The following is a 26,673-nucleotide window of genomic DNA, read 5'->3' as shown; positions in this document are numbered from 1 at the left end:
AATGTTTTAGTTAATAAAATGGGCATCATCAGGATGTGATTCCGGTATTTTATTTATGTAAACTTCGACATTAGTTATTTATAAACCTTCCAATAATACTTCTCCCACCACGATTCCAATGGACAATAAAAGTAAAACCAAGGCCGGAAAAGACCTGATTTTGGGGTCTGCAACCTTAAAATGCATGGCAATGGCACCCAACATAAAAATTCCCATGGCGCCTGCCGCTGGAGTGCTTAATTCTGGTACCCAGATGGAGATGAACAGCATTATGGCCAAGATTACCTTAATTGTCCCTACAATGTACATTATGGCCTTTGACAGCCCATAGGTTTCAAATTCCTCTTTCATTGATTTGGCATCGCCTCCCCGCCAAGGGGTGGGCTTATTAACACGAACGAGCCAAACATTAAATATAGTTATAGAAATTACAATCTTGGCAACAATAAGGGCAGTGGAAAGCAGCATTGGTTCTCTAAATGGTTATTAAAGTGAATATATATAGAATTTAAGAATTATCCCATTCGAATTATATCTTATTGGTTAAGAATTGTGCATCCAATCCATGTTCAATACGAAAGATATGGACATACAGCGCGAGATTTTATACCACGTGGCCAATGTATTGGGTAACGGCACCTTAAAATCTTCATTATGAGCCGCTACAATTGACCAACTTTCGAGATGACGCATGTTGTAGGTAGGTCCCTACGACGAATATCCGGCAATGACGTCACTTATGAAAATTGCGGTGAATTGTTACGGGAAGCCTTTGAATAGATTAGTAATTCCTTCCTGAAGGTGTTACCTTTGCAAACTCCAGAAAAAGATATCATGCAAGAGACTTTAATTGAACTACAGGAAAAAAAGACGGACAAAGAACTTTATAGCTACCAGCAAGGTGCCATTCATCAAATATTTGAGAAGTTCGACAATGAAAGGGATGATTACCACCTGTTATATCAATTACCTACTGGTGGCGGAAAGACCGTAATTTTCTCTGAAATGGTTCGGCAATACCTTAAAAACCACTCAAAAAAGGTCTTGGTAATGACACACCGTGTAGAACTCTGTAACCAGACTTCTAAAATGCTCACCAGTTTTGGAGTGGTCAATAAAGTAGTCAATAGCAAAGCCAATTTAGATGACCATGAACGCTACAGCTGTTATGTGGCTATGGTAGAAACACTGAATAATAGGCTTAACGATGGTATATTGGATATCTCGGACGTTGGTTTGGTCATTGTAGATGAGGCCCATTATAATTCCTTTACAAAACTGTTCAAATTTTTTGAAAACTCTTTTATTCTTGGAGTTACCGCCACGCCCTTAAGTTCCAATAAGGAGTTGCCCATGAACAGCAACTATGATGAGTTGATCCCCGGTGAATCGATAGAAAATTTAATTGAGAACGACTTTCTGGCCAAAGCCGAAACTTACCAGTATGACATGGGGCTGACTTCTTTGGAGGTAGGTTCCAATGGCGATTATACGGTTAAATCTTCTTCGGACCTGTATACGAGTCCGTCCATGTTAAATAAATTACTGGAAGCTTATACAATACATTCCAAGGGTAAAAAAACATTAATATTCAACAATGGTATAGAAACCTCGATCCAGGTATACCATACCTTTAGCAATGCGGGGTTGCCCATTATGCATTTGGACAATACCGCTACCAAAAAACAACGAAAACAAATTTTAAAGTGGTTTAATGAAACTCCGGACGCGATACTAACATCCGTAAGTATTCTGACGACTGGTTTTGATGAACCCACTATAGATACCATTATCTTGAACAGGGCAACGAAGTCCTTGACCCTTTACTACCAAATGATTGGTAGGGGTTCTCGAGTGTTGAACAACAAATCGAAATTTACCGTTATAGACCTCGGCAACAATATCTATCGTTTTGGTCCTTGGGGTGCAGACCTAAACTGGGAGGCCATTTTTAAATCTCCTAATTTCTACATAGACCGTATTAAGGACGATGAAGATATTGAAAGTGCCTTTAAACATGAGTTGGCCGATGACATTCGATCAGAATTTTCGAAATCCAAGGATACTTATCTAGATATTAAGGCCATATATAAAGATGCTACCTTTTCTGGGGAATCTTCTAAAGTGGTTTTGGAAAAATCCATTGAACAGCATGCCTATATCTGTATAGAAAACAGTGAAGATGTGTATGACGCCCTTGCGTTGGCAAAATTACTTAAAGAAGACATTGATAATAGGATACATGTTTATGGCAAGTGTATAAGCAAGAGCACCTATAATTTCTTAAGTTGGCTAAAACTGGATTATCAAAAAAAGCTTAACGCCTATCTTCGCGAAAATTTTGATGCCGTTTTTGAACAAATTCATGGCCATCCGCCAGAAGATTAATCGAGTCTTATAATACAGAAATTAGATTGTTTTTTTACCTAAGGCTACTTAAAATAGAGCCAGAACTTTTAGGTATAGCCCAAATTCGAGAAAAACATTGTTTTTAAAGGGTAGGCTACAGTAGCACCTTAATTATTACTTCAACCTGCACAAAACTCTAAAGACCTTTCAGAATAGTGTACTTGTATAAAGTAATAGGTTAGACTATTTCAAATTGGAAGTTAAATAGATAAACTTAGGCCTTCTTTTTAGAATAATTTTACATATTTCATTTCCATTCTTACGTTTTCCACCAATCTAGAACAATCTTATGTTTTACTTGGTGGTCCATAGGCAATCATTCACAGAAAAGAATCGTCCGTTCACTGATTCCTTAAAAACAATGTCATTCTTATCCACATCTTTGCGGTGTTCATAACCCATAAATAAACTGTATCATGAAAAAAATAGCCCTATTGCTGGTATTGGCAATACACTTCACATTTATAATTTCCTGTTCAGATGATGATGTAGCAGAAATCACTGATGGAAACTCGGAAACCACCGAAGAGATAGACGGTATTGACGACGAAGTCTATGTCGAGGCGTATGCAGATACCGATTTTGAAACAACCGACTGGACCGATGAGACGCATAGCAAATCGGCAGATCCAAATTATGACGAAGTATTTGAAGATGAAGCTGTAAAGCGTATCGATATAATTGTTACCGAAGACCGTTGGCAAAGTATGCTGGATGACATGACGGACCTCTATGGTGAATTTGGAGGTAGTGGAGGAGGGCCTGGAGCCAGTGGTCCGCCAAATGGCGGGCCTGGCGGCGGCGGATTGACCGAGGTAGATGAAGACCCTATTTTTGTTCCTGCAGAGGTGTTGTACGAAGGCAAGGAGTGGTATCGCGTAGGTGTCCGTTTTAAGGGTAATTCAAGCTTGCAATCTAGTTGGTCCAGCGGAATTCTAAAGCTATCCTTTAAATTAGATTTTGATGAATTTGAAGATGAATACCCACAAATAGACAATCAACGTTTTAATGGTTTTAAAAAATTGAGTTTAAAAAATAACTACAACGATAAATCCATGTTACGTGAAAAAGTTGCCGCCGATATTTTCAGGGATGCAGGAGTTGCTAGTTCGCACACCGCTTTTTATACTGTATATGTTGATCATGGTGATGGACCATTGTACTTTGGTGTATATACTATGGTAGAAGAAGTAGATGATACGGTTATCGACACTCAATTTAGTGATAATGATGGAAATTTATACAAACCCGATGGTACCGGGGCCAGTTTTGCCGAGGGTACGTTTTCAGAAGATGTATTTGTAAAGAAAACGAATGAAGATGAAGCTGATTTTAGCGATATACAAAGTGTATTTACTGCTTTGCATGCCGATAATAGAACTACGGAACCTGAAACATGGCGCACCAATCTAGAGTCCGTTTTTGATACCGATACCTTTTTAAAGTATTTAGCGGTAAATACGGTCATTCAAAATTGGGATACCTACGGAAGAATGACGCACAATTATTACCTCTACAACAACCCAGATGCCGAAAAATTATCATGGATTCCTTGGGATAATAACGAGGCCTTGCAACAAGGCAATATGCAGGGGTCTTTGGCCTTAGATTTCTCTGACTTGAATGATACTGAATGGCCATTAATCGGTTATCTGTATGAAGATGCAACCTATAAGGCACAGTACGACACCTATTTGCAAGAGGTGGTGGATAACGCTTTTAATGTGAGTACCATACAAGCTAAATACGCTACTTATGCCACATTATTGGAACCCTATGCAACCACTGAAGTTACTGGCTATACTTTTTTAAATTCAAGTTCCGATTTTCAAGCGGCCATAAGTCAACTGAACAGTCATGTTTCAGAACGTGCCACGGCAGTAAGTAATTATCTTAACGATTAGTTTTTTGAGTTGAACCATTGGCTTGGTTCGTAGTTAAGTTCCCCTAGTTGAAATCCGGCTATTTCTAGAAATAGCCGGATTTTTTGTGTTTTTTATTCAGGTAAAAAGAACGCATTGTTATTCTACATTCGGTAGCCGGTAACTCCTATAGGCACCTAGAACTCCTAATAGGGACAAAATCAATATGACGCCTTCCGTTGAAATCACGGATGCCGCGGCACTTATGCCTCCGGTAATCAAAAGAATAAAACCAATTATAGTATTACTTACAGAAACATAATCCGTACGTTTATTTCCTCCCGCCATATCTACGATATATGTCTTTCGGCCCAAACGTACACCACTGTGTGCTATGCCTAGTATAAAGAAAGCTGTTGGGTACAACCAAAAGGCGTTTCTCAATGAGGGAATCGATGCAATCAATACGACCATGACTATTCCCAAAGTAGATGCAATTAAGGAAGCAATGAACATTACTTTTTTACTTGACACATCCGCCATTCTACCCCAAATGGGCGCACTAACGATAGAGGCCAATCCGTTTACCAAAATAAACAAGCCCAATAGATATCCCTCTTTGCCCAAATACGTTTGTGCCAGCAAAACATAAAATGGCGCCGTAAGTGCCGAACATAGCAATAGCGATCTTGCAATGATAAAATTCCTAAAACTAGTATCTGTTTTAACGATTGAAATTCGCGCCTTGGCTTCTTTCCATGCGTTTTCACCACCGGAAGTCTCCCCTGGAAACTCTTCGATAAAGGCATATATAATGGCAGAAAGCAACCACATACTACTGGCAAAGAAAATAGTATAACTATAAAAGGTAACATCGGCCCCATTTCTAGCTTGATACATAAGAAAGAGTCCCGCTGCTAGTACCAAAACTCCAGAAACAGTAACCGTATAGCCCTTCAACTTTCCTCTTTTCTTCTTCGGAATTGTCTTTCCCAATACGTCCTTCGAGGCAACAGAGCACAATCCACGTGAAAGACTGAAAACAATTAAAAACGTGATAATCAACCAACCCGCTTTTACGCCTGAAGTATAAAGAGTTGCCATGCCTATGGCCATGACGCTGAACGATTGCAGTATGCTACCGATAACATAGACCCATTTGCGTCTTTCCTTAGTTCGAATATAACTTGCAATCACTATTTGTGGCAGCATGGAACCCGATTCACGTATGGGCACAATAAAACTGATCAAATATACCGGGGCATTTACATAGCTCATTACCCAGGTCAGCACTGTCTTCGGATTGCTCAATGTATCACCCAACTTCGTCAACGTATTGCTGAACATGATTAAAAAGTAATTCTTGGGCGTATACTGGCAAGCATTCTCATCTATATCCTTACACGAACGGGCATCTTCTTCATTGTTTAAGAAGTCGTATAATTGCTCGGTCCAGATAGATTTCTTCATATAATGAATTTGACAGAAAGAGTATACTACTCAGGGCGCGTCTTGATAATCAGCATGGTTAAGAGACATATTGTAAAGCCTAGAAAACAATGATAACAATGCCAAATAAGGGTTATAAAATCAAATTTATAGATTATCAATATTACATAAATTACAGTTAAATTTTTGGGGATAGGTCAAATAGTTGTGATTTTTGTTTATAATATGGTATAAAATATTAAACAAAATAATGAAACTGGTAATATTACTAATGATATTAAGTGCTATGGGGCAAGATAATTCAAATTCTATTTTCGATTGCAAGAATGCAAAAAGCACCGCTAACTGGTATGTTGTAAATGATGGGGTAATGGGTGGATTGTCTGAGGGTTCACTAGTTCTTAACGATTCGGGAAATATACTTTACCATGGTTATGTAACCACTGCCAACAATGGCGGGTTTTCATCGATTCGCCATGAATTCAATACAAAAGATGTTTCAGATTTTAAAGAGGTTATTTTAAGGGTAAGGGGGGATGGTAAAACCTATCAATTTCGAATCAAAAGCGATGCTTCCCAACGCTATTCTTATATCAAAAGTTTTAAGACATCAGGAAGTTGGGAAACCATTAGGTTGCCTTTGGATAGCTTTTATCCCAGTTTCAGGGGCAATACCTTAGACAAACCCAATTATTCTGGCGAGGTTATGAAAGAGGTAGCCTTATTAATTGGCAATAAACGGAAAGAGCATTTTTCCCTTGAAATTTCAAAAATTTATTTGGAGTAGCCATAAAAACAATTTAAAATCCAATATTGATAGTTTGTATTAGAATACAAGCAAATCTTTCATTAAAAACTATTTCACTTAGATTACCATCCGTAAAACGGAATTTATTTTTAATTTGGAGCAAATAGCTACCAATTTAAATATTTGCTCCAACTACTTTACCGAGTTTTTTTTGGGCATGTGCACTTCAACCTTATCGTGCATGTTATATAATCAGTACAACTCCGCTTTAGGCTTAACCAAAAAGATGCAATTTATTCTTAATTGTGTAAGGAATGGAAGCATGTGATTTCAGGTAAATCGTTTTGAAAGTTATATCAAAATCACCTGTAAAAGCAGTAATATGATTATTGTATAAGTGGGTCATGGGCACGGCGGGTAATTTAAATAAAGTATGGCATTTAAAAGAAACCCATAAATATTGGATAAAACTCGCAAGAGAGTACTACCCACTTGCATAAGCATAAGGTTTTTTTTCGTATAAAATTACTATCTTTAAAAATCAGCGCTGCTATCTAGGCCTCGCATAATGATTTACTAACGTTTTATTTTAAAGCGACTAATGCATCGGCGAAATTTCTTAAAATCGAATACATTGGGAGCCATAGCAATGAGTAGTGCTTCCCTTCTTCCTGATTTTCTTCGCGGTAGCCACCTAAAAAACGGTAAAAAGTCGTATGCGGAATACCTAAGAAATAGTGCCGTTCCTAGAGCTGAACTCGATATCTTTCTCTCCAAGAATTCTTGGGCACAGTTCGACCCCGAAGTCGGTTATATTCTAGGTAACTATATGCCACATGACGGCATAGATAATAGCTCAACCTTGTCTACCGTTATGCCCGATGGCAGAAGAACAAACACCATATATACCGACAAGCCTTGTCGAATCAACACCTATGGAAATAGTTTTACGCATTGTCATCAGGTAAGCGATGGTGAGACATGGCAAGAATATTTGGCTGGTCATTTTGGCGAACCCATCCAAAATTTTGGAATGGGTGGATTTGGGGTATACCAGGCCTATAGAAGATTAATAAGACGTGAAAAAGTCGATAACAACTCAAAATATGTCATTCTGTACATGTGGGGCGATGATTATATGAGAAGTGTCTTCAGGTGTCGCTATGCTACTTATTATAAGCAGTGGAACGATTATGGGGGGTATATGTTTCACGGCAATTTCTGGTGCAATATTGAAATGGACCTGGAAACTGGACAATTGGTTGAAAAGGAAAATAGAGTAGCTGTCAAGGAAGATCTTTACAAAATGTCTGATCCTGAATTTATGTTTGAAAACCTGAAGGATGATTTGATGGTACAGCTTCACTTGTTAAGTGACGACATAGTTAATTCAGAGGTAGATATCAATGGTTTGAAAAAACTTGCTGAAATATTGCAATTACCTGAAATTGATTTTTCAAGCCCCAAAAAAATGATGAAAACGGCAAGTGCCTTGAAAAACAAGTATGCCTTTGAAGCCACAAAGTATATTTTAAAAAAAACCGACACCTTTTGTAAGGAGCATGGAAAAGAACTGCTTTTAGTACATTTTGACCCCTATGGCGTTTTTAAATCCTTAGTTGCGGGAAAGCCTCGTTATGATCAAGAGATTGTTGATTTTATTCAATCCAACGGTTATCGTTTTTTTGACATGAACGAGGTGCATTTAAAAGACTTCAAAAGTTTCAACCTTACTTTAGAAGCGTATATGAAGCGTTATTTTAATGGACATTATACACCCTCAGGGAACCATTTTTTCGCCTATTCTATTAAAGAGATACTGGTCGATTGGTTGCAACCCAAACCGATAACCTACCAGCAAGACGATAATAAAATGATCCGGTTTGAGGGCTATTTACCAAAGTATTAGTTAAAATATGTTCCTGTAAAACGGAATTTATTTTTTTTAATTTAGAGCCAATTGCTGCCAATTTAAATATTTGCTCCAATTACTTTGCCGAGTTGTTTTTTGGCATGTGCACTTCAACCTTATCGTGCATGGTATATAATCGGAACAGTTCCCCCTCCGGAACCAATATTCCACTTGACCTATTCTCACCCATAATTGGGTTTTGAGGGTATTTTTCCCAATGTATCAAATCTTTGGAAGCGGCCACATTTGTCGACCATTCGCTCCAATCTTCAAAGGCAGTGCCATGATAGTACGCATAATACCATCCCTTATATTTCACAATTTGGTTTACGGCCAGCCCATATTGGTCGTATGTTTCAGGTCCCATGGCAATAACGGGGTCATCTTGCACGTTCGTCCATACCCCAAGATCTTCGGAGGTGGCCAGCCAAATCCCCAGGTCGTTGCGCTCGTAAAATAAATACCAAGTGTTATTTTCCCTCCATACCGTCGGGGTTCCATAGGGCCCTTCGCTCAAAGGGTTTCCATTGGAGGTACGAATATCCAAAGACCCGTGATCTTCCCAATGAATGCCATCTGTAGACGTAAGCCGATGGGAAACATCTCCTTTTCCTTCTGCGAACATATGGTAGGTATCACCAACTTTTAGAACCATCATATCTTCCGTCCAGCTTTCATCAAAAACGGGATTGTCAGCATAGCGTGTCCACGCAATTCCATCTTGGGAAGTTGCATAACCAAGGGCGAGTGGAGAACCGCCCGGCTGAAAACCCGTATACCACATATGATAAGTATCGCCTTCCTTCAAAATATAGCCTCTTTCGCGTATCTTTTGGTCCCACGTATTCTCGCCTGTACCTTCAAATACGGGATTTTGTGGCAACGTCTCGAATTGTATTAATTCCTCGGGAAACGGAGCATCCGCCATAGCGGAGACACCAATTTCGTGAGTATCGGTGCTTTTTTCCTTTGATTTCGACTTGTCATTACACGACGTAAAAACTAGGACACCAACTATTAGAAAAAAATATAATTTCATAGGATCTTGGTATTTATGGTTCTTAGATAATTTATGGACAGAAAGATAGTAAAGTCCTTTAAAATGCTTGTGGATTTTTACTTTTCATTTTCATGGCATTTGCCAAACCAATAATATAGAGTATAATATTATTTCTTAATTTTCGTCGTTTTACTTAGGTGCAACACCAGAATACTAAACGAAAGAAGCGTTCGAGCACATGGATTATATAATATATAAAACTGAAAATCAATAATTTAATCGGTTTTTATAGAACTGACGGTAATTTAGCCTATCTTTACAAAGTTAATCATTTAGACAGCTTTTCTTTTTTTAATTTTTGACGATTTTAATCAATCCTTCGCTTTCTTCATTTTTATAACTGATTGTATTTCAGACCTGATGATCTGATTCCTTACGGAGCTTTTATGCAATAGCCTGTAAATTGATAAGTATGCACCACTTCTCTTATTTGCGCTCACATACGGTTCTGAAGTAGCAAAAAATTAATTAAAAAAATAATAGTATCGATAATCCAAAATTTTCAAGGGAGATAAATTCCAATTTTTCAAAAACATTAAGAAATAGAGTAAACAACTATTTTAAGACCCACAATAAAAGTAGAAATGCCAATATGACCATGGTTATAAAAACTGTGGTCATGTTGGCCTTATTTTTTGTACCGCTAATAGTGCTTGCTTCAGGTTTGGCCACTACAGTTTGGATGGTTTTTGGTTTGTATATAGTAAGCGGATTTGGAATGGCGGGCATCGGTATGAGTGTAATGCATGATGCCATTCATGGCTCGTATTCTAGAAACAAGAAAGTCAATACGCTTTTGGGCTATACGTTCAACCTTATTGGCGCTAATGCAACGGTGTGGAAAATACAGCACAATGTGCTACACCATACCTTTACCAATATAGAAAATGCGGACGATGATTTAAATGCACCTTTTTTTCTTAGGTTTTCACCACATGCCAAACATTATTGGGTTCATCAGTTTCAGCACATCTATATATGGTTCTTCTATGCTTTATCGACCATATCGTGGATTACAACAAAAGATTTTGTACGCCTAAAACGCTACAAAGACATGGGTTTTTTAGACAAAAAACATGAATATAAAAAGAATCTGGTGAGCATGACATTGTGGAAACTACTTTATTATTCCTATGCGTTGTTACTTCCTATGATCATGGTTCCATTTTCATGGTGGATAGTTCTTTTGGCTTTCTTAAGTATGCATTTTGTTACCGGTCTTTTAGTCAGTATCGTTTTTCAGATAGCGCATATTATGCCCGTTAATGAGTTTCCACTACCTGATGAGCAAGGTGTAATAAACGATAATTGGTATGGCCATCAATTTGCTACTACCAGCAATTTCTCTCCAAATAGCAATCTTTTATTCTGGCTCATAGGCGGTTTAAATTATCAAGTGGAACACCATGTGTTGCCCGATGTCTGTCATGTTCACTATAAAAAGCTAACAAAAATCGTATCGGAAACTGCGCATGAATATGGCATGCCTTATCATGTTAAAAAATCCGTTGGCCAGGCTATTTGGGACCATACGAAGATGCTCCGGATGCTAGGCAGAAAGTAAGTAGTGTCTAACAAGAATGTGGGCATAATTTTCTAATTGTAAGAAATAAGGGGCATCAATTTCAACAAGAAGAAAAAACGCAGAATTTACGCTAAGTGGTTCAAAATAAAGACGTAGCTTCGCCGATTCAAAAAAATGGGTCTATGAAGCGCATAAGTCAATATAAGAAGTTATTTGGTGTTGAAAGGGAGATTGATCTTAAAACACTTAAGACAACCTACCGTACTTTGGTAAAAGAATGGCACCCTGACAAGTTTCAGGAAGGCGATGCCAAACGCGAAGAGGCCGAGGTAAATAGCCGAACGATTATAGATGGTTACCATTTTTTGGTAAGTATCGCTCCTGAAACCATAGCCGCGAACCAAGATGCCTACACAGAAACTATAACTAATTCAGGAATAGCAGATTACGTACACAAAGGTTTAGTTTTGGAAATCACCTTTTTAGACGGTACTACATACGAGTACTTTGGCGTCACAAAACCTATATATATTAAGATGGTCAATTCTAACAAATTGAATCGTTTTGCTAAACGTAGCATCTATCCGAATTATATTTTTAGAAAATCAAAACGTACGCTTCAAGAGGCTTAAGCTGGGATTATCATTCGATCGCATTACAAGGGCATCTTCTCTTCGAGGCCCTTTTTATAAGAATAAGTACCTCGCTTAACATGAATCGCGCACTTCCTGTGCCTATCTTTGCTTAAATTTATTTTATGTCAAAACAATTTTCCGCTTTAGGAATCAACGAACAAGTACTCCAAAGTTTAGTAGATTTACAGATTTCTGTTCCCACGGATATTCAAAAAAAAACCATTCCGATACTATTGAATCAAAAAGAGGATGTAGTTGCTTTGGCAAAAACGGGAACCGGTAAAACTGCGGCTTTCGGTTTGCCATTGATACAATTGATTGATTCGGAAAATGATGATGTACAAGCACTCATATTATCCCCAACACGGGAATTAGGGCAACAGATTTATGAGAACTTGGTTTCTTTTGCTTCCCACAGTCCAACGATATCTATTGCTTCCGTTTGCGGTGGCATCCCTATAAAACCTCAGATAGAACGTCTAAAAGAAACTACCCACATTATTGTGGCCACGCCTGGGCGATTGATTGATTTAATTCAGCGTAAGGCCGTCAGTATAAAAAAGTTAAAGTATTTGGTTTTGGATGAAGCCGATGAGATGGTGACCGCCTTAAAAACCGACTTGGATACACTGGATGCCGAGATGCCAAAATCAAGAAGAACACTATTGTTTACGGCTACTATGCCCGGAACCGTGAAACAATTGGTACAGAACTATATGTCAAAGCATGTGGTGCACCTAGAGGCGGATATGGCTCAAATGGGGCATCAAGGTATCGATCATAAATATATTGTTGTTGAACCTATTGAAAAGTTGGAAGTTTTACTGCATTTTCTAAATTCCAAAGAAGGAGAACGTGGTATTATTTTCTGTAAGACCAAAGCGGCCGTCAACAAATTGGCAAAGAAACTGGCTATCAATAAATTATCTTCCGGGTCTATTCATGGTAGTTTGTCGCAAGGGATACGTGATCGAATTATGGGGCAGTTCAGGGAAGGGTTTATCGATATTCTTGTGGCAACTGATTTGGCAGCACGTGGAATCGATGTTAAGGAAATCTCATACGTAGTTAATTATCATCTTCCAGATACTTATGAAGCCTACGTGCATCGAAGTGGTCGTACGGCTAGAGCAGGGGCGAAGGGACTTTCGGTAAGCATCATACAAGAAGAAGAAATTCAAGATATACCTGAATTTGAAAAGGAGCTGGGTCTAGTATTCACAGAACTGAAAAAACAGGATGCCGAAGATAGGGAAGAAACCAATCTGGTGCTCTGGGCCAAGAGAATATTTAAGACTAAACCTAATCGCAATGTTTCTGGAGAAACCAAGGAAAAAATAAAAACCATTTTCCATCATTTGACGAAGGATGAATTGATAGAAAAGGTATTGGCCGACCATGTGATGCACAACACTCCGGCAAGTCCAAAAACAGAGGATTCTCAAAAGAAATAATCCATGGCCAACAACATTCGAGAACAACAGGGTATTTTAAATAAACTAAAAATTTCCGCATTGAACCCAATGCAAGAAGAAGCACTTTCCGTAATTGAAAGAAATGCGAATACCGTTCTTCTTTCCCCAACGGGTACGGGCAAAACATTGGCATTTTTACTACCCCTTATCGAAACTCTTAATCCGGAATGCACCGAAGTACAAGCTTTGATTCTGGTTCCATCACGAGAATTGGCCATACAGATCGAACAAGTCGTTCGTAATATGGGTTCAGGTTTTAAGGTCAATGCGGTGTATGGTGGTAGGCCCATTTCCAAAGATAAGATCGAATTAAAACATACACCAGCTATTTTAATCGGAACACCCGGTAGAATCGCGGATCATTTTGGTAGTGACCGTTTTTCGAAAGCGGATATTAGAACCTTGGTTCTTGACGAGTTCGATAAATCGTTGGAAACTGGTTTTGAAGGTGAAATGAGTACCATTATAAATCAATTGCCAAATCTTGAAAAACGTATTCTAACTTCGGCAACACAGGGTGTTGAAATCCCTAGTTTTGTTGGGTTGAATAAGCCGAGTATCATCAATTACTTAGGTGTTAAAACGGAATCTAAACTGGCCATCAAAACAGTAATAGCACCCGATAAGGATAAGTTGCAGACTTTGGTGGATTTGTTGCTCTACATCGGAAATGAACCTGGTATTATCTTTTGCAACTTTAAAGACAGTATTGAACGGGTAAGCACATTCTTAAATAAAAATCAAATCAATCATACCTGTTTTTCAGGAGGAATGGAACAACGGGACCGGGAACGTTCTTTAATTAAATTTAGAAATGGCACGTGTCAAGTGCTCATTGCGACCGATTTAGCGGCAAGAGGAATAGATATTCCTGAAATGAAGTACATCATTCACTATGAACTTCCGAGAGCAGTTGAAGAGTTCACGCACCGTAATGGGAGAACGGCACGTGTAGCTGCTAAAGGAACCGCATATGTTTTACAATGGAAAAAAGAGTATGTGCCAGAATTTATCAAAAATTCCGAAACCATAACTATTTCAGAAAAAGCTGCCCCAAAATCCCTGCAGCAGCCTCAGTATTGGGAAACGCTGTTTATTTCAGGAGGAAGGAAAGATAAAGTTTCAAAAGGCGATATTGCCGGCCTATTCTTTAAGCAAGGCGGGCTAAATAAAGACCAATTGGGTGTCATTGAGTTGAAACAAGATTGTGCATTTGTAGCCGTTCCCTTGTCGATTTCCAATCAATTGGTGCAAAAGCTGAACAATTCCCGTTTGAAGAACAAAAAAGTTCGTATCACCATCTTATAAGGTATGAATAGATTGCAATCTGCACTATATCTGAACGTAGTTGAGAGGTAGTTGAATGACACAAGTGTTATTACACATAGCTCTCAAAAAAATACCTTTACCAACGAATGGTACAGCTACCTGGCCCCAAACATAAGATTAACAGGCCAATGTGCAAGAAATTAAACGAATACTTAAAAAGAAAAATTATAAAACTTTGAAAATAAGTAAATTAAAATGTTGAATGTCGGAAAAATGGCACCATCTTTGCATTTCAAATAGTATTATAAATTTTAATTACATTACAATGAGTAAAGGAACAGTAAAATTTTTCAATGATACCAAAGGATTTGGTTTTATCACTGAAGAAGGCGTTGAAAAAGATCATTTTGTACACATCTCTGGATTGGTAGACGAAATTCGCGAAGGCGATGAAGTTGAATTCGATCTTCAAGAAGGTAACAAAGGATTAAACGCAGTGAACGTAAAAGTTATCTAATACATATACTTTAAGTTTTACAAAAGCCCATCTTAATTGATGGGCTTTTTTTGTGGCATAAATTTTTTTTTTTTTAGAAGTATTTCTCAAGCAAAGGCACATGCGTATGCATACATCAAGTTTATTCAGTTAATTGGGTACAAATACTATCTAAAATCATAACCTTCCTAAATTGATGGGAAATCTAGCTAAAAATGGAGGTTTAGAATAAATGGGCGTTTTCGACAAAATACGCCTTCTTGCATCTATAGAATTTGGAGTTTCATAGATAGAAACCAACCATTTGTCTAGTTTACCTCAAATAAGAGCTGTAAATATTAAACCAAGATTGAATATGAAAGTCAAAGTTGTAATCGAATAGATGAAAGTTTAACCTTTTAAAACTTATGATTTATGAAAACAAATAGCAAAACATACCTAGTATTATCCTTATTGCTCGTTGGGTTTATTTTTACCGGTACTGCGCAAACACGCAAACGTACAACTACGACAAAAACGACCAGAACTGTTGTCAAAAAAACACCTAATAGGGTCTCAAGTAAACGCGTAGTTTATAAAACACCAAAAAAGAAAGTTGTTTCGGTACGAACGATTCCCAACCGAAAGGTCGTTAAATACAAGGGTCAAAATTACTATTATGCAAATAATAGATATTATACACCTTCTAGAGGTCGCTATATCGTAATAGCTCCTAAAATAGGGTTTAGAATACATACATTACCTCCAGGCTATCGCCAAATCCGGTATAACAATCATATTTATTTCAATGTCGGAGGCACATTTTATACCCAGATTGCTAATGAATATGAAGTGGTTGAACCAGAAATAGGTACAATAGTTTACGAATTACCCGATGATTATGAAAAAGTGATTATAGACGGACAAACCTATTACGAATACGCCAATATTTTATATGAAAAAGTACAGGTAGATGGTACTAGGGCCTACGAAGTAGTTGGTATTATCGATATGGAATAGGTACAAGTAAAAGAAAAATCAAATATAAAAGTCAAGCGCCTACCACAAAACGGTAGGCGCTTATTTATGTTAAAAAGTTTTGTCTGGATGTATAGCGTGTTGTTTAATTAGGAAACCCAATTATTATTTCAATTAAAATAAAAGACCACAAATACATCAAGCGTTGCGAATAATGATGTAGTTTCGCGCGGCGTAAAATAGGTTTAAGTAGCTGAATACGAAGGATAAAAATAGGAGGAATGAAGCGTGACGAATTGAATGATTCTCAAGAAGTAACTTTAGAGGAAGTACAAAAGTGTATTGCCGTTCTAGAGCGATTGGTTGCTCATACAAATCAAATATTTGAAATTCCTAAAGCGCAGAGAACCGCATTGATAAAGGCATCCGGTCAATTATCAAGACCTAGTAGGGAGGAGTTCTCCCGGAGAAAAAAGGACGCCAAAAAAGCAGAAAAACGCAAACAAGCAGCGAAAGACAAAAGCGCCCGTAATCAAACCGGTATTAGATATGCCCGGGAAGCTGCGGTATTTGTTGCTCCTAAATTGCTCGCTGCCGCTGATTTGGCCGTAAAAGATACCCCTGAATTAGAATCTCCCAGAGATTGCTACGTATGCAAAACCAAATTCACCAAACTGCATCATTTTTATGATACCATGTGCACTGATTGCGGTGACCTAAATTATACAAAACGTTTTCAAACGGCCAATGTGAAGGGCCAAGTAGCAGTTATCACCGGTTCTCGTTTGAAAATAGGATATCATATTAGCCTAATGTTGCTGCGGGGTGGGGCGACCGTTATCGCTACCACCAGATTTCCGGTCGATTCAGCCTTACGTTTTTCGAAAGAGGCCGATTTTATGGAATGGGGACATCGTTTAAAAATCCATGGTTTAGATTTAAGGCACATTCCCAGTGTGGAGATTTTCTGTAACTATATCGAACAGAATTACGAAAAACTAGACATCCTCATTAATAATGCTGCGCAAACGGTACGTCGTCCCGCAGGTTTTTATTCCCATTTAATGGGTAATGAAGAACGGTCTTTTGAAACCTTGCCCAAATTTGCACAAGATGTATTGGCCGACCATATGAGCTGTTTGGAAGAATTGACCGAATTGACTACCACCGCTTCCTCCAATAAAAATATGCCGGTTTCTTGGCACGGTCCAGAACCTGGTATCGGCTTACGCTCTTCCGCTAAATTATCTCAGATTCCGTATAGTTTTGATGCAAGCTTAGTAACCAAAGAGGTTTTTCCCGAAGGCGGACTTGATGCCGATCTACAGCAGGTAGATCTGCGTAAAACAAACAGCTGGCGTTTAAAATTGGGAGCCATAGAAACTACGGAGATGGTAGAAGTACAATTGGTGAATTCCGTTGCTCCTTTTGTTTTGTGCAACCGACTAGCCGAAGTAATGAAAAAGGAAAACACAAAGCAAAAACATATCATCAATGTTTCTGCCATGGAAGGTAAGTTCCATAGGTTTTTTAAGGAATCGCGTCATCCGCATACCAATATGGCAAAAGCAGCCTTAAATATGTTAACGCATACCGCTTCTGGTGACCTTGCCAAATATGGCATCTATATGAACGCTGTAGATACAGGTTGGGTCACCGATGAAGATCCTGCCGAATTAGCTAAAAAGAAACAAGAAGTCCATGATTTTCAGCCACCCTTGGACATTGTTGATGGCGCTGCCAGGGTAGTGGACCCCTTATTTGACGGCATCAATACCGGCAAACATTGGTGCGGGAAATTCTTAAAAGACTACTTTCCGATTTCTTGGTAAAACGATGGTTTTTATCGTTCTATTTTTGAACTAATTTAGAATGCTCCATAAAATGGTTTTCCAAACGATTCAACTGTGGATGCGATTTTTCGGCGTAGATAACGAACTGGCATTTTTTAATGCTCTCGGCCATAACGATCAAGCTGGTAGCATCACTTTTTTTCGATAAAAACTCTGCATCATCTATACTGCATATTTTCAATTCTGAAATACTTACTCCATTGGTCAAAAATAGTTTTTGAAGGGTTTTAGGGGTGGTAATAAGAATATCGATTCCCATATAAATCTCTGACTTTTGAACATCTATGTGTAGTTGTTCGTAACTGGCATAGATCCTTAATGTGCTGTACTGAGTGTATGGTATAAAAGCATCATACAATTCTAAAACCTTCGTTTTGTTTTCTACTAGAATAATGGCCCTTGGCGCATTTCCCACCGCCTCACACTTTAGTTTTTGTAAGGTAGTTAGTATCAAGGTCGTTGTTTTCCCACTGCCTTCCGCAGCAAAGCAAAACACATTGGAACCACTTTTTATAATAGGGATACTACTTTTTTGAAATGGAGTGGGGGTTTCTATAGACTGGTGCGCTAAACAATCAAGTAAGTGGGAATGTAATTTCTTAAATGGCATACCTTTTATCTAATATAATTTTAAATCGAAATCTGGATATTCTAAAAATGCAAATATACTGCCAACGAACGACGAAAGTTAAAAATCAAGCATAACTTATTATCCGTAGTTTATATTAGGAATATAAAATCAAAAAAACACCGCACATAATGCCGGCTAAAGGAACCAGTTTTTTGCGTTTATTCTGCTCTTTAAATAACAATCCGCCCACAACTACCGCAATAAGTATCTGGCTGCGTTTAATGGCCGAAAGCAGCATAATCAATGCTTCAGGGTCTTGCAGGGCCTTAAAATAGAAGTAATCGGCAATCTGCAATAACACACCTACTAGAGGTATGGACCACCGCCAGGTAAATGCTTTTCTCTTTTCCGCATTGGGAAACCAGGTGACACTTAAAATAATCAGTATAATAATTACCGTATAGAAACAAAACCAGAATTGTAAGGTTTGCGGGTTTAGAGCCAAGCTTTGAACCAAGAACTTATCGTAGAGTCCGCTGGAAGCGCCTAAAAAGGTAGCTCCGATAATAGCGAATATCCATTTATTACTTTTAAAATGGATGCCCTCTTTTTTACCGATTTTGGAATAGAGCAACACCGAAAAAATGATAAGAAAAAACCCAACCCATTGCAGCCCATTGGGCTTTTCTTGATAAATGGTAATCGCCCCGATAAACGTAAAAAAAGGTCCGGCCGAACGTATAGGAGTGACTATGGTAATGGGTAAATGTTTTAAAGCTTGATAAGCCAACAACCAAGAGGCGGCCATTATAGCTGACTTTATAGCGAGGTAACCATGGGTTTGCCACGGGATATCAGTGATATAAAATTGTATGTTGACCATAAACTCTGGAAACCATACAGAACCCAAATAAAACGGAAGCAGCAATAAAAAACCCGACGAAATCGTACCCAAAAGTACGGGGAAAACCTCGTTCCCCTGAACGGCGTGTTTTTTAAGTAGGTTGTGTAAACCTAAAAATAGGGCGGCTAAAAGACCAAGGTACATCCACATAGAGCGCGCGAAGATATTGGTTTTTTATGCTTCAGAGGCTATGTTATTTAATGGATTATGCAAACGACTTATGCTACCCTAATTATTAAAGGGTATTTCCTTTTATTGATTATTGTTTCAGTCGATGGATGGATAAACCAACATGCTTCTAAAGGATAAAAGGCAAAAGCGGGCAAACCGTGTCTTTTATCTAGATGATTGCATCGACCCCTGTTGTGCCATTACTTAGGCGAATCGCATCTTCGACATGGTAAATAAAAATTTTACCATCGCCAACTTGGTTTTCAGTAGCATTCTCTTTAATTACATTAATGCATTTTTCTAAGTTGCTATCACTAATAACACACATAATCATAACACGACTTTGCAATATCATGGATTGTTCTGTACCGCGATAACGCTCAGAGTAACTTTTCTGTAATCCGGTTCCTTTTACTGGAATAACGGTAATACACGGAATCTCAGCCTCTTTTAATCCACGCTGAACAGCTTTTAATTTAGAGGGTCTTATAATGGCTTCTACTTTTTTCATGTTTCTATACTTTAAATTTTCTTCGAGCTAAATTATTCAAAAGTGGCATAGGCCTCTACTCCGAATGAAACGGCATCAATTCCTGCAGTTTCTTCCGATCGACTTACACGTATCCCTATAGTTTTCTTCATAACGGTCATTATAACATAGGTTATCGTAAAGGAAAACGCCCCAATAACCAAAACACCTAAGCATTGTGTGAGCAAGAGGGCAGTTCCTCCACCAAAGAACAATCCACCGTCAGAAGCGAATAAACCGACCGCAATGGTGCCGAATAATCCATTGACCCCATGAACGGCTATAGCGCCCACGGGATCGTCAATTTTTATCTTGTCGATAAGAATTACGGCAACATCGACCATGACACCGGCGATAATACCAATTAACAAGGCGGCATCAGGGCCAACCACATTACAACCGGCCGTAATGGCAACCAAGCCTGCAAGTACCCCATTTATAGTCATGGTGATATCAATTTGTCCGTATTTAAAATAGGTATAAAACATGGTGGAAATACCTCCTGCCGCAGAAGCTAAAAATGTATTTGTAGCAACAGTTCCTATTAATTCCCAATTACCAACTGCACCTAGTGTTGACCCTGGATTGAATCCGAACCAACCAAACCACAAGATAAAGCTACCAACGGCAGCTAACGGTAAATTGTGGCATGGTATCGCCACAGGTTCCCCATCTTGACCATATTTACCCAAACGAGGCCCAAGAACAATGGCAGCGGCCAATGCCGCGAATCCGCCAATTGCATGAACTGCTGCAGAGCCTTCGAAATCATTAAAGCCTCTAAGCGCCAACCATCCATTCGGGTTCCAAATCCAATTGGCGGCCAAAGGATACATAATCCCGCAAAATATAACCACAAAAATAGCATATGCCCAAACTTTCATTCGTTCGGCTACTGCACCTGAAACTATGGAAATCGCCGCGATGGCAAAACCCAGCTGAATAAACCAGAACAATTTATTTGAAACTCTTAAACCTAATCCCAGATCAGCATCAGTGATCCCCGTGTCGAAAGCAAACCAACCATTTGAGACTCCGTAGGCAATTCCAAAGCCAACAATATAAAAAGCAAGACCTCCGAAAGCAATGTCCATTATTACCTTTGCGATAATGCTCATCGCATTTTTGGCGCGAACAAAACCAGCTTCAAGCAAGGCAAAACCAGCTTCCATGAAAAAAATAATTGCGGCACAAAGAGAAACCCATACGGTATCAATGGCTGAAATAAGTTCTGATTGTTCTATGGTAGTTACTAGTTCTTGCATGTGAGAATTCACTTTAGTTATGGTTGGTATAAAGGTGTAAAATGGCCAATAAATTATCGAAAAATCAGAATGGAATGAATTTCAGAGGTGAACCCTATAAAAGCATAAAAAGTGACAGAATTCACACCGTCTGTGAAATTATGTGCTGTTAATCAACCTCCCTCCGATTAATAGAGCATATTAACATTAGAGAATTCCTAAGATTAAAAAATAGAGTATTAACTTCGCTTGATAAGTGGTTTATCATCGATGATGATATCCAATTGACACTAATGTATACCATGGAAAAAACAGAATTTTTTGAAAAAAATATCTTTCTAAACTTAAAAAACCTTAATGATGGTTTTGACTCAGATTCGATACCCTATTTTTCCGAGTCGGATTTTGAAATAGTATTGGAGCGCATAGAAAAGTTTGGAATTGGAATTTATGAAATTAAACCACGGCTTGAAGGCGATTTTTTAGATGTAAAAGTAAATGAAGACTACAGGAAAAAAGCGACTGACCCAAAATGGTATAAAAGGGCATTTTCAGATTTCAAAAAACAACAGCCTAACCTTATCTATTCCGGAAGGTATAAGGTTTCGGATAGGTTACTGAATAGGAATAGTACAGTTAGTGACGAAGAAGTCAGCTAAAATATACGCGCAATTAAGGGGTTGATATTAAATAGAAATAAGAAAAATTTATAAACTACAATTATGGCAAAGAGTCAAGATTCAAAGAAGAATGTTAAAAAAGCACCTGCAAAAACAGCAAAAGAAAAGAAGGAAGAAAAGAGATTGAAAAAATCTAAATAGCATAAAGTTAACCGACTTTAATTAAACAGCTTCCATACATTTCATCTTCAATTCCTCTCAAACGGTAAATAAGAACAAGGCGGGAGATTCAAAAATACCTTTAAAAGGCAGGCATTTAATACACCTCTTATCAGACCAGTGGTAGGAGGAAGGGTATGTTTTGCTACGTCTGAAAATAGTTTATTCATGTTTAAAATACCGTCAAGAACTTTCCGCTACGGTCAAATGGTATGGCTGAAATATGTTTTACACAGCGCTGAGCCAGCCCGTCGTTTATTGTTGCCAATTTTGATAGCTTTCGAAAATCTATAACCTATGAAATCGCAACAAAAATTTATTTATTGCAACTATATCAAAAATAAAGCCGACTTTGAAAAGTCGGCTTTATTTATAAAGACATATGGTTTATAATCTTTTATAGATACGCTTTTAATACTTCACTACGTGATTTGTTTCGTAGAATTCGAATCGCTTTTTCCCTAATTTGTCGTACGCGTTCCCTAGTGATATCAAAGAGTTCACCTATTTCACTTAGGCTCATCGGACTTGGTTCTCCAATTCCATAATAGAGCCTTACAATTTCACTTTCTCTGATTGGAAGAGTTTTTAACACCTGACTAATATCTGTTCTGAGGGAGTCTTCCATCATTTTGGCATCAGGACTCGTTGCATCTTGAGATTCTATTACATTGTATAAATTGGAAGATTCCCCTTCTTGAAAAGGTGCGTCCATTGATAGATGTTTTCCAGAATTTTTCATGGCAAGCTTCACCTGAGTAGCGCTCATATCAAGTTCCCTAGCAATTTCGATAGCACTGGGGGGCCGCTGATAGGTCTGCTCCAAAGAGGAGTATACCTTCTTTATTTTCGTGATTTCCCCGATTTTGTTCAACGGTAATCGCACCATACGCGATTGTTCCGACATCGCTTGCAATATAGATTGCCGAATCCACCATACCGCATAGGAGATAAATTTGAAACCACGGGTTTCGTCAAAACGTTTGGCTGCTTTGACCAAGCCGATATTTCCTTCGTTTATCAAATCGGAAAGCCGTAAACCGCTTCCTTGATATTGTTTTGCGGCAGAAACCACAAAACGTAAATTCGCATTGACTAATTTGTCAAGGGCAACTTGATCTCCTTCACGTATTCTTTTTGTCAGTTCTACTTCCTCATCTGCGGTAATCATATCGATCTTTGATATTTCCTGAAAGTACTTTTCTAATGATTTGGTATCTCTGTTTGTAATTTGTTTAGTGATCTTAAGTTGCCTCATATATTATTTGTTTTAATTAATATTACTCATCTATAATCTACGATTTTATTGCAATATTCCTAATAAATTCGTAATTTATTTGATTTTTTTTCAAATGCCTCCGCTCAAACGGTAAATAAATTAATATTTTTCAAGATTTATGGTACTTAATAAGGGGAAGAATGCTTGAAAGCATCCGCAAAAGAATTATTGGATACATTTCGTACCCTCCGATATGACCGAGAAAATTCATGGAATTTCTAGCCCGGCAACGGATTAGATTGCTACGGAACATTTTACGTATGGAGAGAACCATAGAATTATTGTAAATTCATACAAATCTTAATCAGATTACAAAATGAAGCACACTCGAATTTTTTATCTCTTCATACTTACTTCGGTAATGGCCTGCAATTCCAGTGTAAAGGAAAAAAAAGAGGTAAAAACATTGGCGGATTATCACATTCCTAAAGTAGTTACCGCCGATATAGAGGCGGGTATTAAAGCCAATATTGCCAAAAAGGTGGCAGAAGGGGGCGGTTATTTCCAAATGACCACAGAAGACAAAGAGCTACGCCTTCAATTGGTGCGTGTACATACCGAATACCTGTCAAATTTGGGTCCTAGAAGCCATTTTGCCTGTGTTGACCTTGCCGATGTCAGCGGTGATGTATATGATGTGGATTTTTTCCTAGAAGGCGATCCGGGTAGCATGACCGTGACCGAAACGACCTTGCATAAGCTTAATGGGAAACCTTTTTATACATGGAAACAACGTAAGGACAAGACTTGGTATAGAATGCCTATTCAAAATGCATCATCAGATTTGCTCGGGGTCATCGAGGGTGAGGACAAATTTGACTTTCATTACGAAGTTACCTTGCCCGAAATAACGGCAGCGGCAAAAATTTGGATTCCCGTTCCGCAGAGCGACCGCTTTCAAACTGTTGAATTACTGACTATCGAGACTCCCGTGGAACATCAAATAATCACAGAGAAGTACTACGGCAATTCCATATTATATATGGAACTTTCCCCGGAACAAAGCGGAAAAAAATTGGAACTCGTTTATAACGTTGAAAGGAAAGAGAAAAAGCCTTATGAGGAAGATGCGTCGCCTACAAGATACTTAGATCCCAGTTTGCTAATGCCTGTCGGTGACCGGTTTCAGATTCTAGCAGATTCCATCATTGGTAACAAACGCAACGAAGGCACTATCATGCAGGCCAGAGCCTTATATGACTATGTAATCGATAATATGCGTTACTTAAAGGCGGGCAAATATGGCACGGGTGATGCCGTTTATGCGTGCGATGCGCTTACCGGTAATTGTACCGAGTTTCATTCGCTCTTTATTTCCCTAGCCAGATCTGCAGGAATACCATCGCGATTTGCCGTAGGGGCCTCGATTCCCTCAGATCGTAATGAAGGTGGAATAGATGGCTATCACTGTTGGGCGGAATTTTACGCGGAGGGAAAATGGTGGCCCGTCGATATTAGTGAAGCCAACAAGTACACAGCACTCGCTACCTATTATTTTGGAAGGCATCCGGCAAATCGTATCGAATTCACCCGAGGACGAGATCTTAAGATAGAACCGGGCCCTCATTCGGGACCAATTAACTTTCTCGCATACCCTGTCATGGAAATAGGGGAGACCCCGGCATTTCCTAAAACATTTTTTTCTTTCCGCAGGAAAGTTGATAAAAAAATCCGGTAGCCATGTTTTAGATGGTACCGGATCTTTAAATATTATTCCCCGTCTTTTTTGGGATGCTCACCCTCATCTTTTGAAGGGTGTTCTTCAGCACCTTTTGTAGGGTGTTCTTCCTTGGCTTCCCCTGCCTCCGTAGGATGTTCTTCACCTTCGGGATGCTCTCCCTGCTGCTCGGTATTTTCTTGTTTCTTTTGGTCCCTGCAAGAACTCAATGAGCCCGCCGCAACGAAGCTAAATAAGATGGTTGCCAAAATAAAGTACTTAAGTTCTTTTAATCTGTTCATAATATCAATTATTATATGAATTAAAAAATCAAGTAGAACGGTTACTAAGCGCTTGATTTCATTAAATATAACAAAATTTACAAGAACTTAATCAAATTGTGCGGCTTATAAAAACGAATGGAAATATTGAAAGTAAGCTTGTTAGCTTTCAATATTATCAGAAAATTAACTATTCGTACCGGTAGCTTGTCAATTTAATCTTATGAGGTGAAAACTTAAGACAATAAAAAGCGGGGAAATGTCCCCGCTACTTTTTATGCAATACCTTAAAAGATTGTGTTATTTACTATTTGCCAATTCTCCGCTTTCAGCTTTAAATTCTGTGTAGTCTAAAATATACACTCCTAACAAGCTCCACTTGAATTTGTGATCTGCATACTTGGCTTTAAACTTATCATTATCCATGAACAAAGAACTAAAGTGTTCATCAAAATCTTTCTTTGTTAACCATAATACCTTTTCATCACCTTTCTTTATATAATATGATTTTGCGATACCACCTGCCAATTTCATACTACCTACGCCGATACTCATGGTCTCTTTTGCCCATGGGTCAGCGTAAACTTGAATATACTGACTGAACTTAGGATTGATTACCTGCATCAAAAATTCGGCTTCTTTCTTTTTATTTTTTAAAGAAACCATTTGATTGGTATACATTGTATAACCTTTGTTCATGTATTTAGAAGCATCACTCTTGCCCCATTTGGTAGCATCGTTTATAAAATTGCTTTGCTGTTGCAGCTTTTCCATGCCCGAAGGGGCCATGTAAAGATCAACAATCTCTTCGGCCTTGACCCGAAGTTTCTCGCCATTTGGCTTTATAAACTTGACCTCGTTGATTTGACCTTTTTTTCGGTCGACATCTTTGATATCAGCTTCGATTTTCTCACCGGATTTAAGGGTGACATAAGCAGGTTTTTTTCTTGAATATGAACTGTAAGCAGGATCGAATGCCGCTTGCTTTTCACGTTCTTTTAAATCTTCTTGTGCAAAACAAATGATAGCAGAGAAGAACAACATGGTAAATAAATTTAATTTCATAAAATTGAATTTGGGATTCATATTATTTGATGCAAATAAAACCGTACACCAGACCACGACCAATTTTTTGTTGTGAAAGTCCTGTTTCCTGTACATCACACATAAGTACAAATCATTCGGAAACTCCGATTTTATCTTTCTTTTCGGGGAAATCATGCAGCTACGTTGCAAGTGTTCGGTCAGCCAATATCAAGCACTATATTAAATAGCACATTTCTGGGTTACCCCTAATTGGTACATATAAACGACAATGTCTATTATGGTTACTGCCATGAGCACTTCGGCTTCGCTCGGCAAAGATCTTGCCAAAAGGGATAGGGCACTGAGTATAGTATGAATTACCTACAGCCTACACACAAATAGGTTCCAGTTATACATTACGTACCCATATGGTGGGCAATCTAAATAACTTACTCTTAGTTGATACGCGCCAATTACAAAAAATCAGGAAAAACACCTCAAGGCGGGGTAATAACAATTAAA

General features: G+C 38.3%; 23 protein-coding genes. 13 read left to right on the top strand and 10 right to left on the bottom strand.

What is annotated here, in order from left to right:
• Positions 1–78: 78 nt before the first annotated feature.
• On the bottom strand, positions 79–468 hold the full coding sequence (locus tag BLS33_RS00865; protein ID WP_089884346.1) for a DoxX family protein: 390 nt from the start codon (positions 466–468) through the stop codon (positions 79–81).
• 366 nt (positions 469–834) lie between these two features.
• Between BLS33_RS00865 and BLS33_RS00860 the strand changes: the two genes are divergently transcribed.
• Positions 835–2,388: a DEAD/DEAH box helicase gene (locus BLS33_RS00860; protein WP_089884344.1), complete on the top strand. Its 1,554-nt coding sequence runs from the start codon at positions 835–837 to the stop codon at positions 2,386–2,388.
• Between the two features lie 437 nt (positions 2,389–2,825).
• A complete protein-coding gene (locus BLS33_RS00855; protein WP_089884342.1) occupies positions 2,826–4,313 on the top strand; it encodes a CotH kinase family protein in 1,488 nt (495 codons plus the stop codon).
• A 117-nt stretch (positions 4,314–4,430) separates the two neighbouring features.
• Here the strand turns inward: BLS33_RS00855 and BLS33_RS00850 are convergent, their stop codons facing one another.
• On the bottom strand, positions 4,431–5,741 hold the full coding sequence (locus BLS33_RS00850) for an MFS transporter (protein WP_089884340.1): 1,311 nt from the start codon (positions 5,739–5,741) through the stop codon (positions 4,431–4,433).
• Between the two features lie 229 nt (positions 5,742–5,970).
• On the opposite strand from BLS33_RS00850, the gene BLS33_RS00845 reads away from it, so the two are divergent.
• Both BLS33_RS00845 and BLS33_RS00840 read left to right on the top strand, forming a co-directional pair.
• Positions 5,971–6,507, top strand: a complete 537-nt coding sequence (locus tag BLS33_RS00845) for a CIA30 family protein (protein ID WP_245731235.1) — start codon at positions 5,971–5,973, stop codon at positions 6,505–6,507.
• Positions 6,508–7,069: 562 nt separating this feature from the next.
• Complete coding sequence (locus BLS33_RS00840) at positions 7,070–8,377, top strand: hypothetical protein (protein ID WP_089884337.1); 1,308 nt, start codon at positions 7,070–7,072, stop codon at positions 8,375–8,377.
• A 79-nt stretch (positions 8,378–8,456) separates the two neighbouring features.
• Here BLS33_RS00840 and BLS33_RS00835 read toward each other — a convergent pair whose 3' ends face one another.
• Entirely contained in the window at positions 8,457–9,419 is a 963-nt protein-coding gene (locus BLS33_RS00835; RefSeq protein WP_089884334.1) for a glycoside hydrolase family protein, read from the bottom strand.
• A 613-nt stretch (positions 9,420–10,032) separates the two neighbouring features.
• Here BLS33_RS00835 and BLS33_RS00830 point away from each other — a divergent pair.
• From BLS33_RS00830 to BLS33_RS00800, 7 genes are all read left to right on the top strand, one after another.
• Positions 10,033–11,004 carry a fatty acid desaturase family protein gene (locus tag BLS33_RS00830; protein WP_317039818.1) on the top strand — a complete coding sequence of 324 codons (972 nt, stop codon included), beginning with the start codon at positions 10,033–10,035 and terminating at the stop codon, positions 11,002–11,004.
• A 143-nt stretch (positions 11,005–11,147) separates the two neighbouring features.
• Positions 11,148–11,597, top strand: coding sequence for a KTSC domain-containing protein (locus BLS33_RS00825; protein ID WP_089886122.1), 450 nt, complete (start codon positions 11,148–11,150; stop codon positions 11,595–11,597).
• Positions 11,598–11,722: 125 nt separating this feature from the next.
• Positions 11,723–13,054, top strand: coding sequence for a DEAD/DEAH box helicase (locus BLS33_RS00820; protein ID WP_089884332.1), 1,332 nt, complete (start codon positions 11,723–11,725; stop codon positions 13,052–13,054).
• Between the two features lie 3 nt (positions 13,055–13,057).
• Positions 13,058–14,383, top strand: coding sequence for a DEAD/DEAH box helicase (locus BLS33_RS00815; protein WP_089884330.1), 1,326 nt, complete (start codon positions 13,058–13,060; stop codon positions 14,381–14,383).
• A gap of 286 nt (positions 14,384–14,669) precedes the next feature.
• On the top strand, positions 14,670–14,861 hold the full coding sequence (locus tag BLS33_RS00810; protein WP_027075965.1) for a cold-shock protein: 192 nt from the start codon (positions 14,670–14,672) through the stop codon (positions 14,859–14,861).
• 393 nt (positions 14,862–15,254) lie between these two features.
• Positions 15,255–15,839: a DUF6515 family protein gene (locus BLS33_RS00805; protein ID WP_089884328.1), complete on the top strand. Its 585-nt coding sequence runs from the start codon at positions 15,255–15,257 to the stop codon at positions 15,837–15,839.
• Between the two features lie 239 nt (positions 15,840–16,078).
• Positions 16,079–17,629: an SDR family oxidoreductase gene (locus BLS33_RS00800; RefSeq protein ID WP_089884326.1), complete on the top strand. Its 1,551-nt coding sequence runs from the start codon at positions 16,079–16,081 to the stop codon at positions 17,627–17,629.
• 19 nt (positions 17,630–17,648) lie between these two features.
• Here the strand turns inward: BLS33_RS00800 and BLS33_RS00795 are convergent, their stop codons facing one another.
• The 4 genes from BLS33_RS00795 to BLS33_RS00780 form a co-directional block, all read right to left on the bottom strand.
• Positions 17,649–18,260 (bottom strand): DEAD/DEAH box helicase, encoded by a 612-nt coding sequence (locus tag BLS33_RS00795; protein ID WP_089884324.1) that lies wholly within the window; start codon positions 18,258–18,260, stop codon positions 17,649–17,651.
• A 115-nt stretch (positions 18,261–18,375) separates the two neighbouring features.
• Entirely contained in the window at positions 18,376–19,275 is a 900-nt protein-coding gene (locus BLS33_RS00790; protein WP_089884322.1) for an EamA family transporter, read from the bottom strand.
• A gap of 190 nt (positions 19,276–19,465) precedes the next feature.
• Positions 19,466–19,807 carry a P-II family nitrogen regulator gene (locus BLS33_RS00785; RefSeq protein ID WP_089884320.1) on the bottom strand — a complete coding sequence of 114 codons (342 nt, stop codon included), beginning with the start codon at positions 19,805–19,807 and terminating at the stop codon, positions 19,466–19,468.
• A gap of 32 nt (positions 19,808–19,839) precedes the next feature.
• The gene (locus tag BLS33_RS00780) at positions 19,840–21,090 is read right to left on the bottom strand and encodes an ammonium transporter (protein WP_089884318.1); all 1,251 of its coding nucleotides are present in this window, start codon (positions 21,088–21,090) and stop codon (positions 19,840–19,842) included.
• A 281-nt stretch (positions 21,091–21,371) separates the two neighbouring features.
• Here BLS33_RS00780 and BLS33_RS00775 point away from each other — a divergent pair, with 281 nt between their 5' ends.
• On the top strand, positions 21,372–21,728 hold the full coding sequence (locus tag BLS33_RS00775) for a hypothetical protein (protein ID WP_089886119.1): 357 nt from the start codon (positions 21,372–21,374) through the stop codon (positions 21,726–21,728).
• Positions 21,729–22,305: 577 nt separating this feature from the next.
• Here the strand turns inward: BLS33_RS00775 and BLS33_RS00770 are convergent.
• Positions 22,306–23,166 (bottom strand): sigma-70 family RNA polymerase sigma factor, encoded by an 861-nt coding sequence (locus tag BLS33_RS00770; protein WP_089884316.1) that lies wholly within the window; start codon positions 23,164–23,166, stop codon positions 22,306–22,308.
• Between the two features lie 337 nt (positions 23,167–23,503).
• On the opposite strand from BLS33_RS00770, the gene BLS33_RS00765 reads away from it, so the two are divergent.
• Complete coding sequence (locus BLS33_RS00765) at positions 23,504–24,865, top strand: transglutaminase-like domain-containing protein (protein ID WP_089884314.1); 1,362 nt, start codon at positions 23,504–23,506, stop codon at positions 24,863–24,865.
• A gap of 32 nt (positions 24,866–24,897) precedes the next feature.
• On the opposite strand, the gene BLS33_RS00760 is transcribed toward BLS33_RS00765, so the two are convergent.
• Together BLS33_RS00760 and BLS33_RS00755 are read right to left on the bottom strand one after the other, a co-directional pair.
• Positions 24,898–25,146: a hypothetical protein gene (locus BLS33_RS00760; protein ID WP_089884312.1), complete on the bottom strand. Its 249-nt coding sequence runs from the start codon at positions 25,144–25,146 to the stop codon at positions 24,898–24,900.
• Positions 25,147–25,425: 279 nt separating this feature from the next.
• Entirely contained in the window at positions 25,426–26,190 is a 765-nt protein-coding gene (locus tag BLS33_RS00755) for a F0F1 ATP synthase subunit delta (RefSeq protein ID WP_143017552.1), read from the bottom strand.
• Between the last annotated feature and the right edge of the window lie 483 nt (positions 26,191–26,673).

The organism is Kriegella aquimaris (genome assembly GCF_900103215.1).
GTDB lineage: Bacteria > Bacteroidota > Bacteroidia > Flavobacteriales > Flavobacteriaceae > Kriegella > Kriegella aquimaris.
The sequence above is the reverse complement of the archived record's forward strand: the minus strand, read 5'-3'. Positions and strand labels throughout refer to the sequence as shown.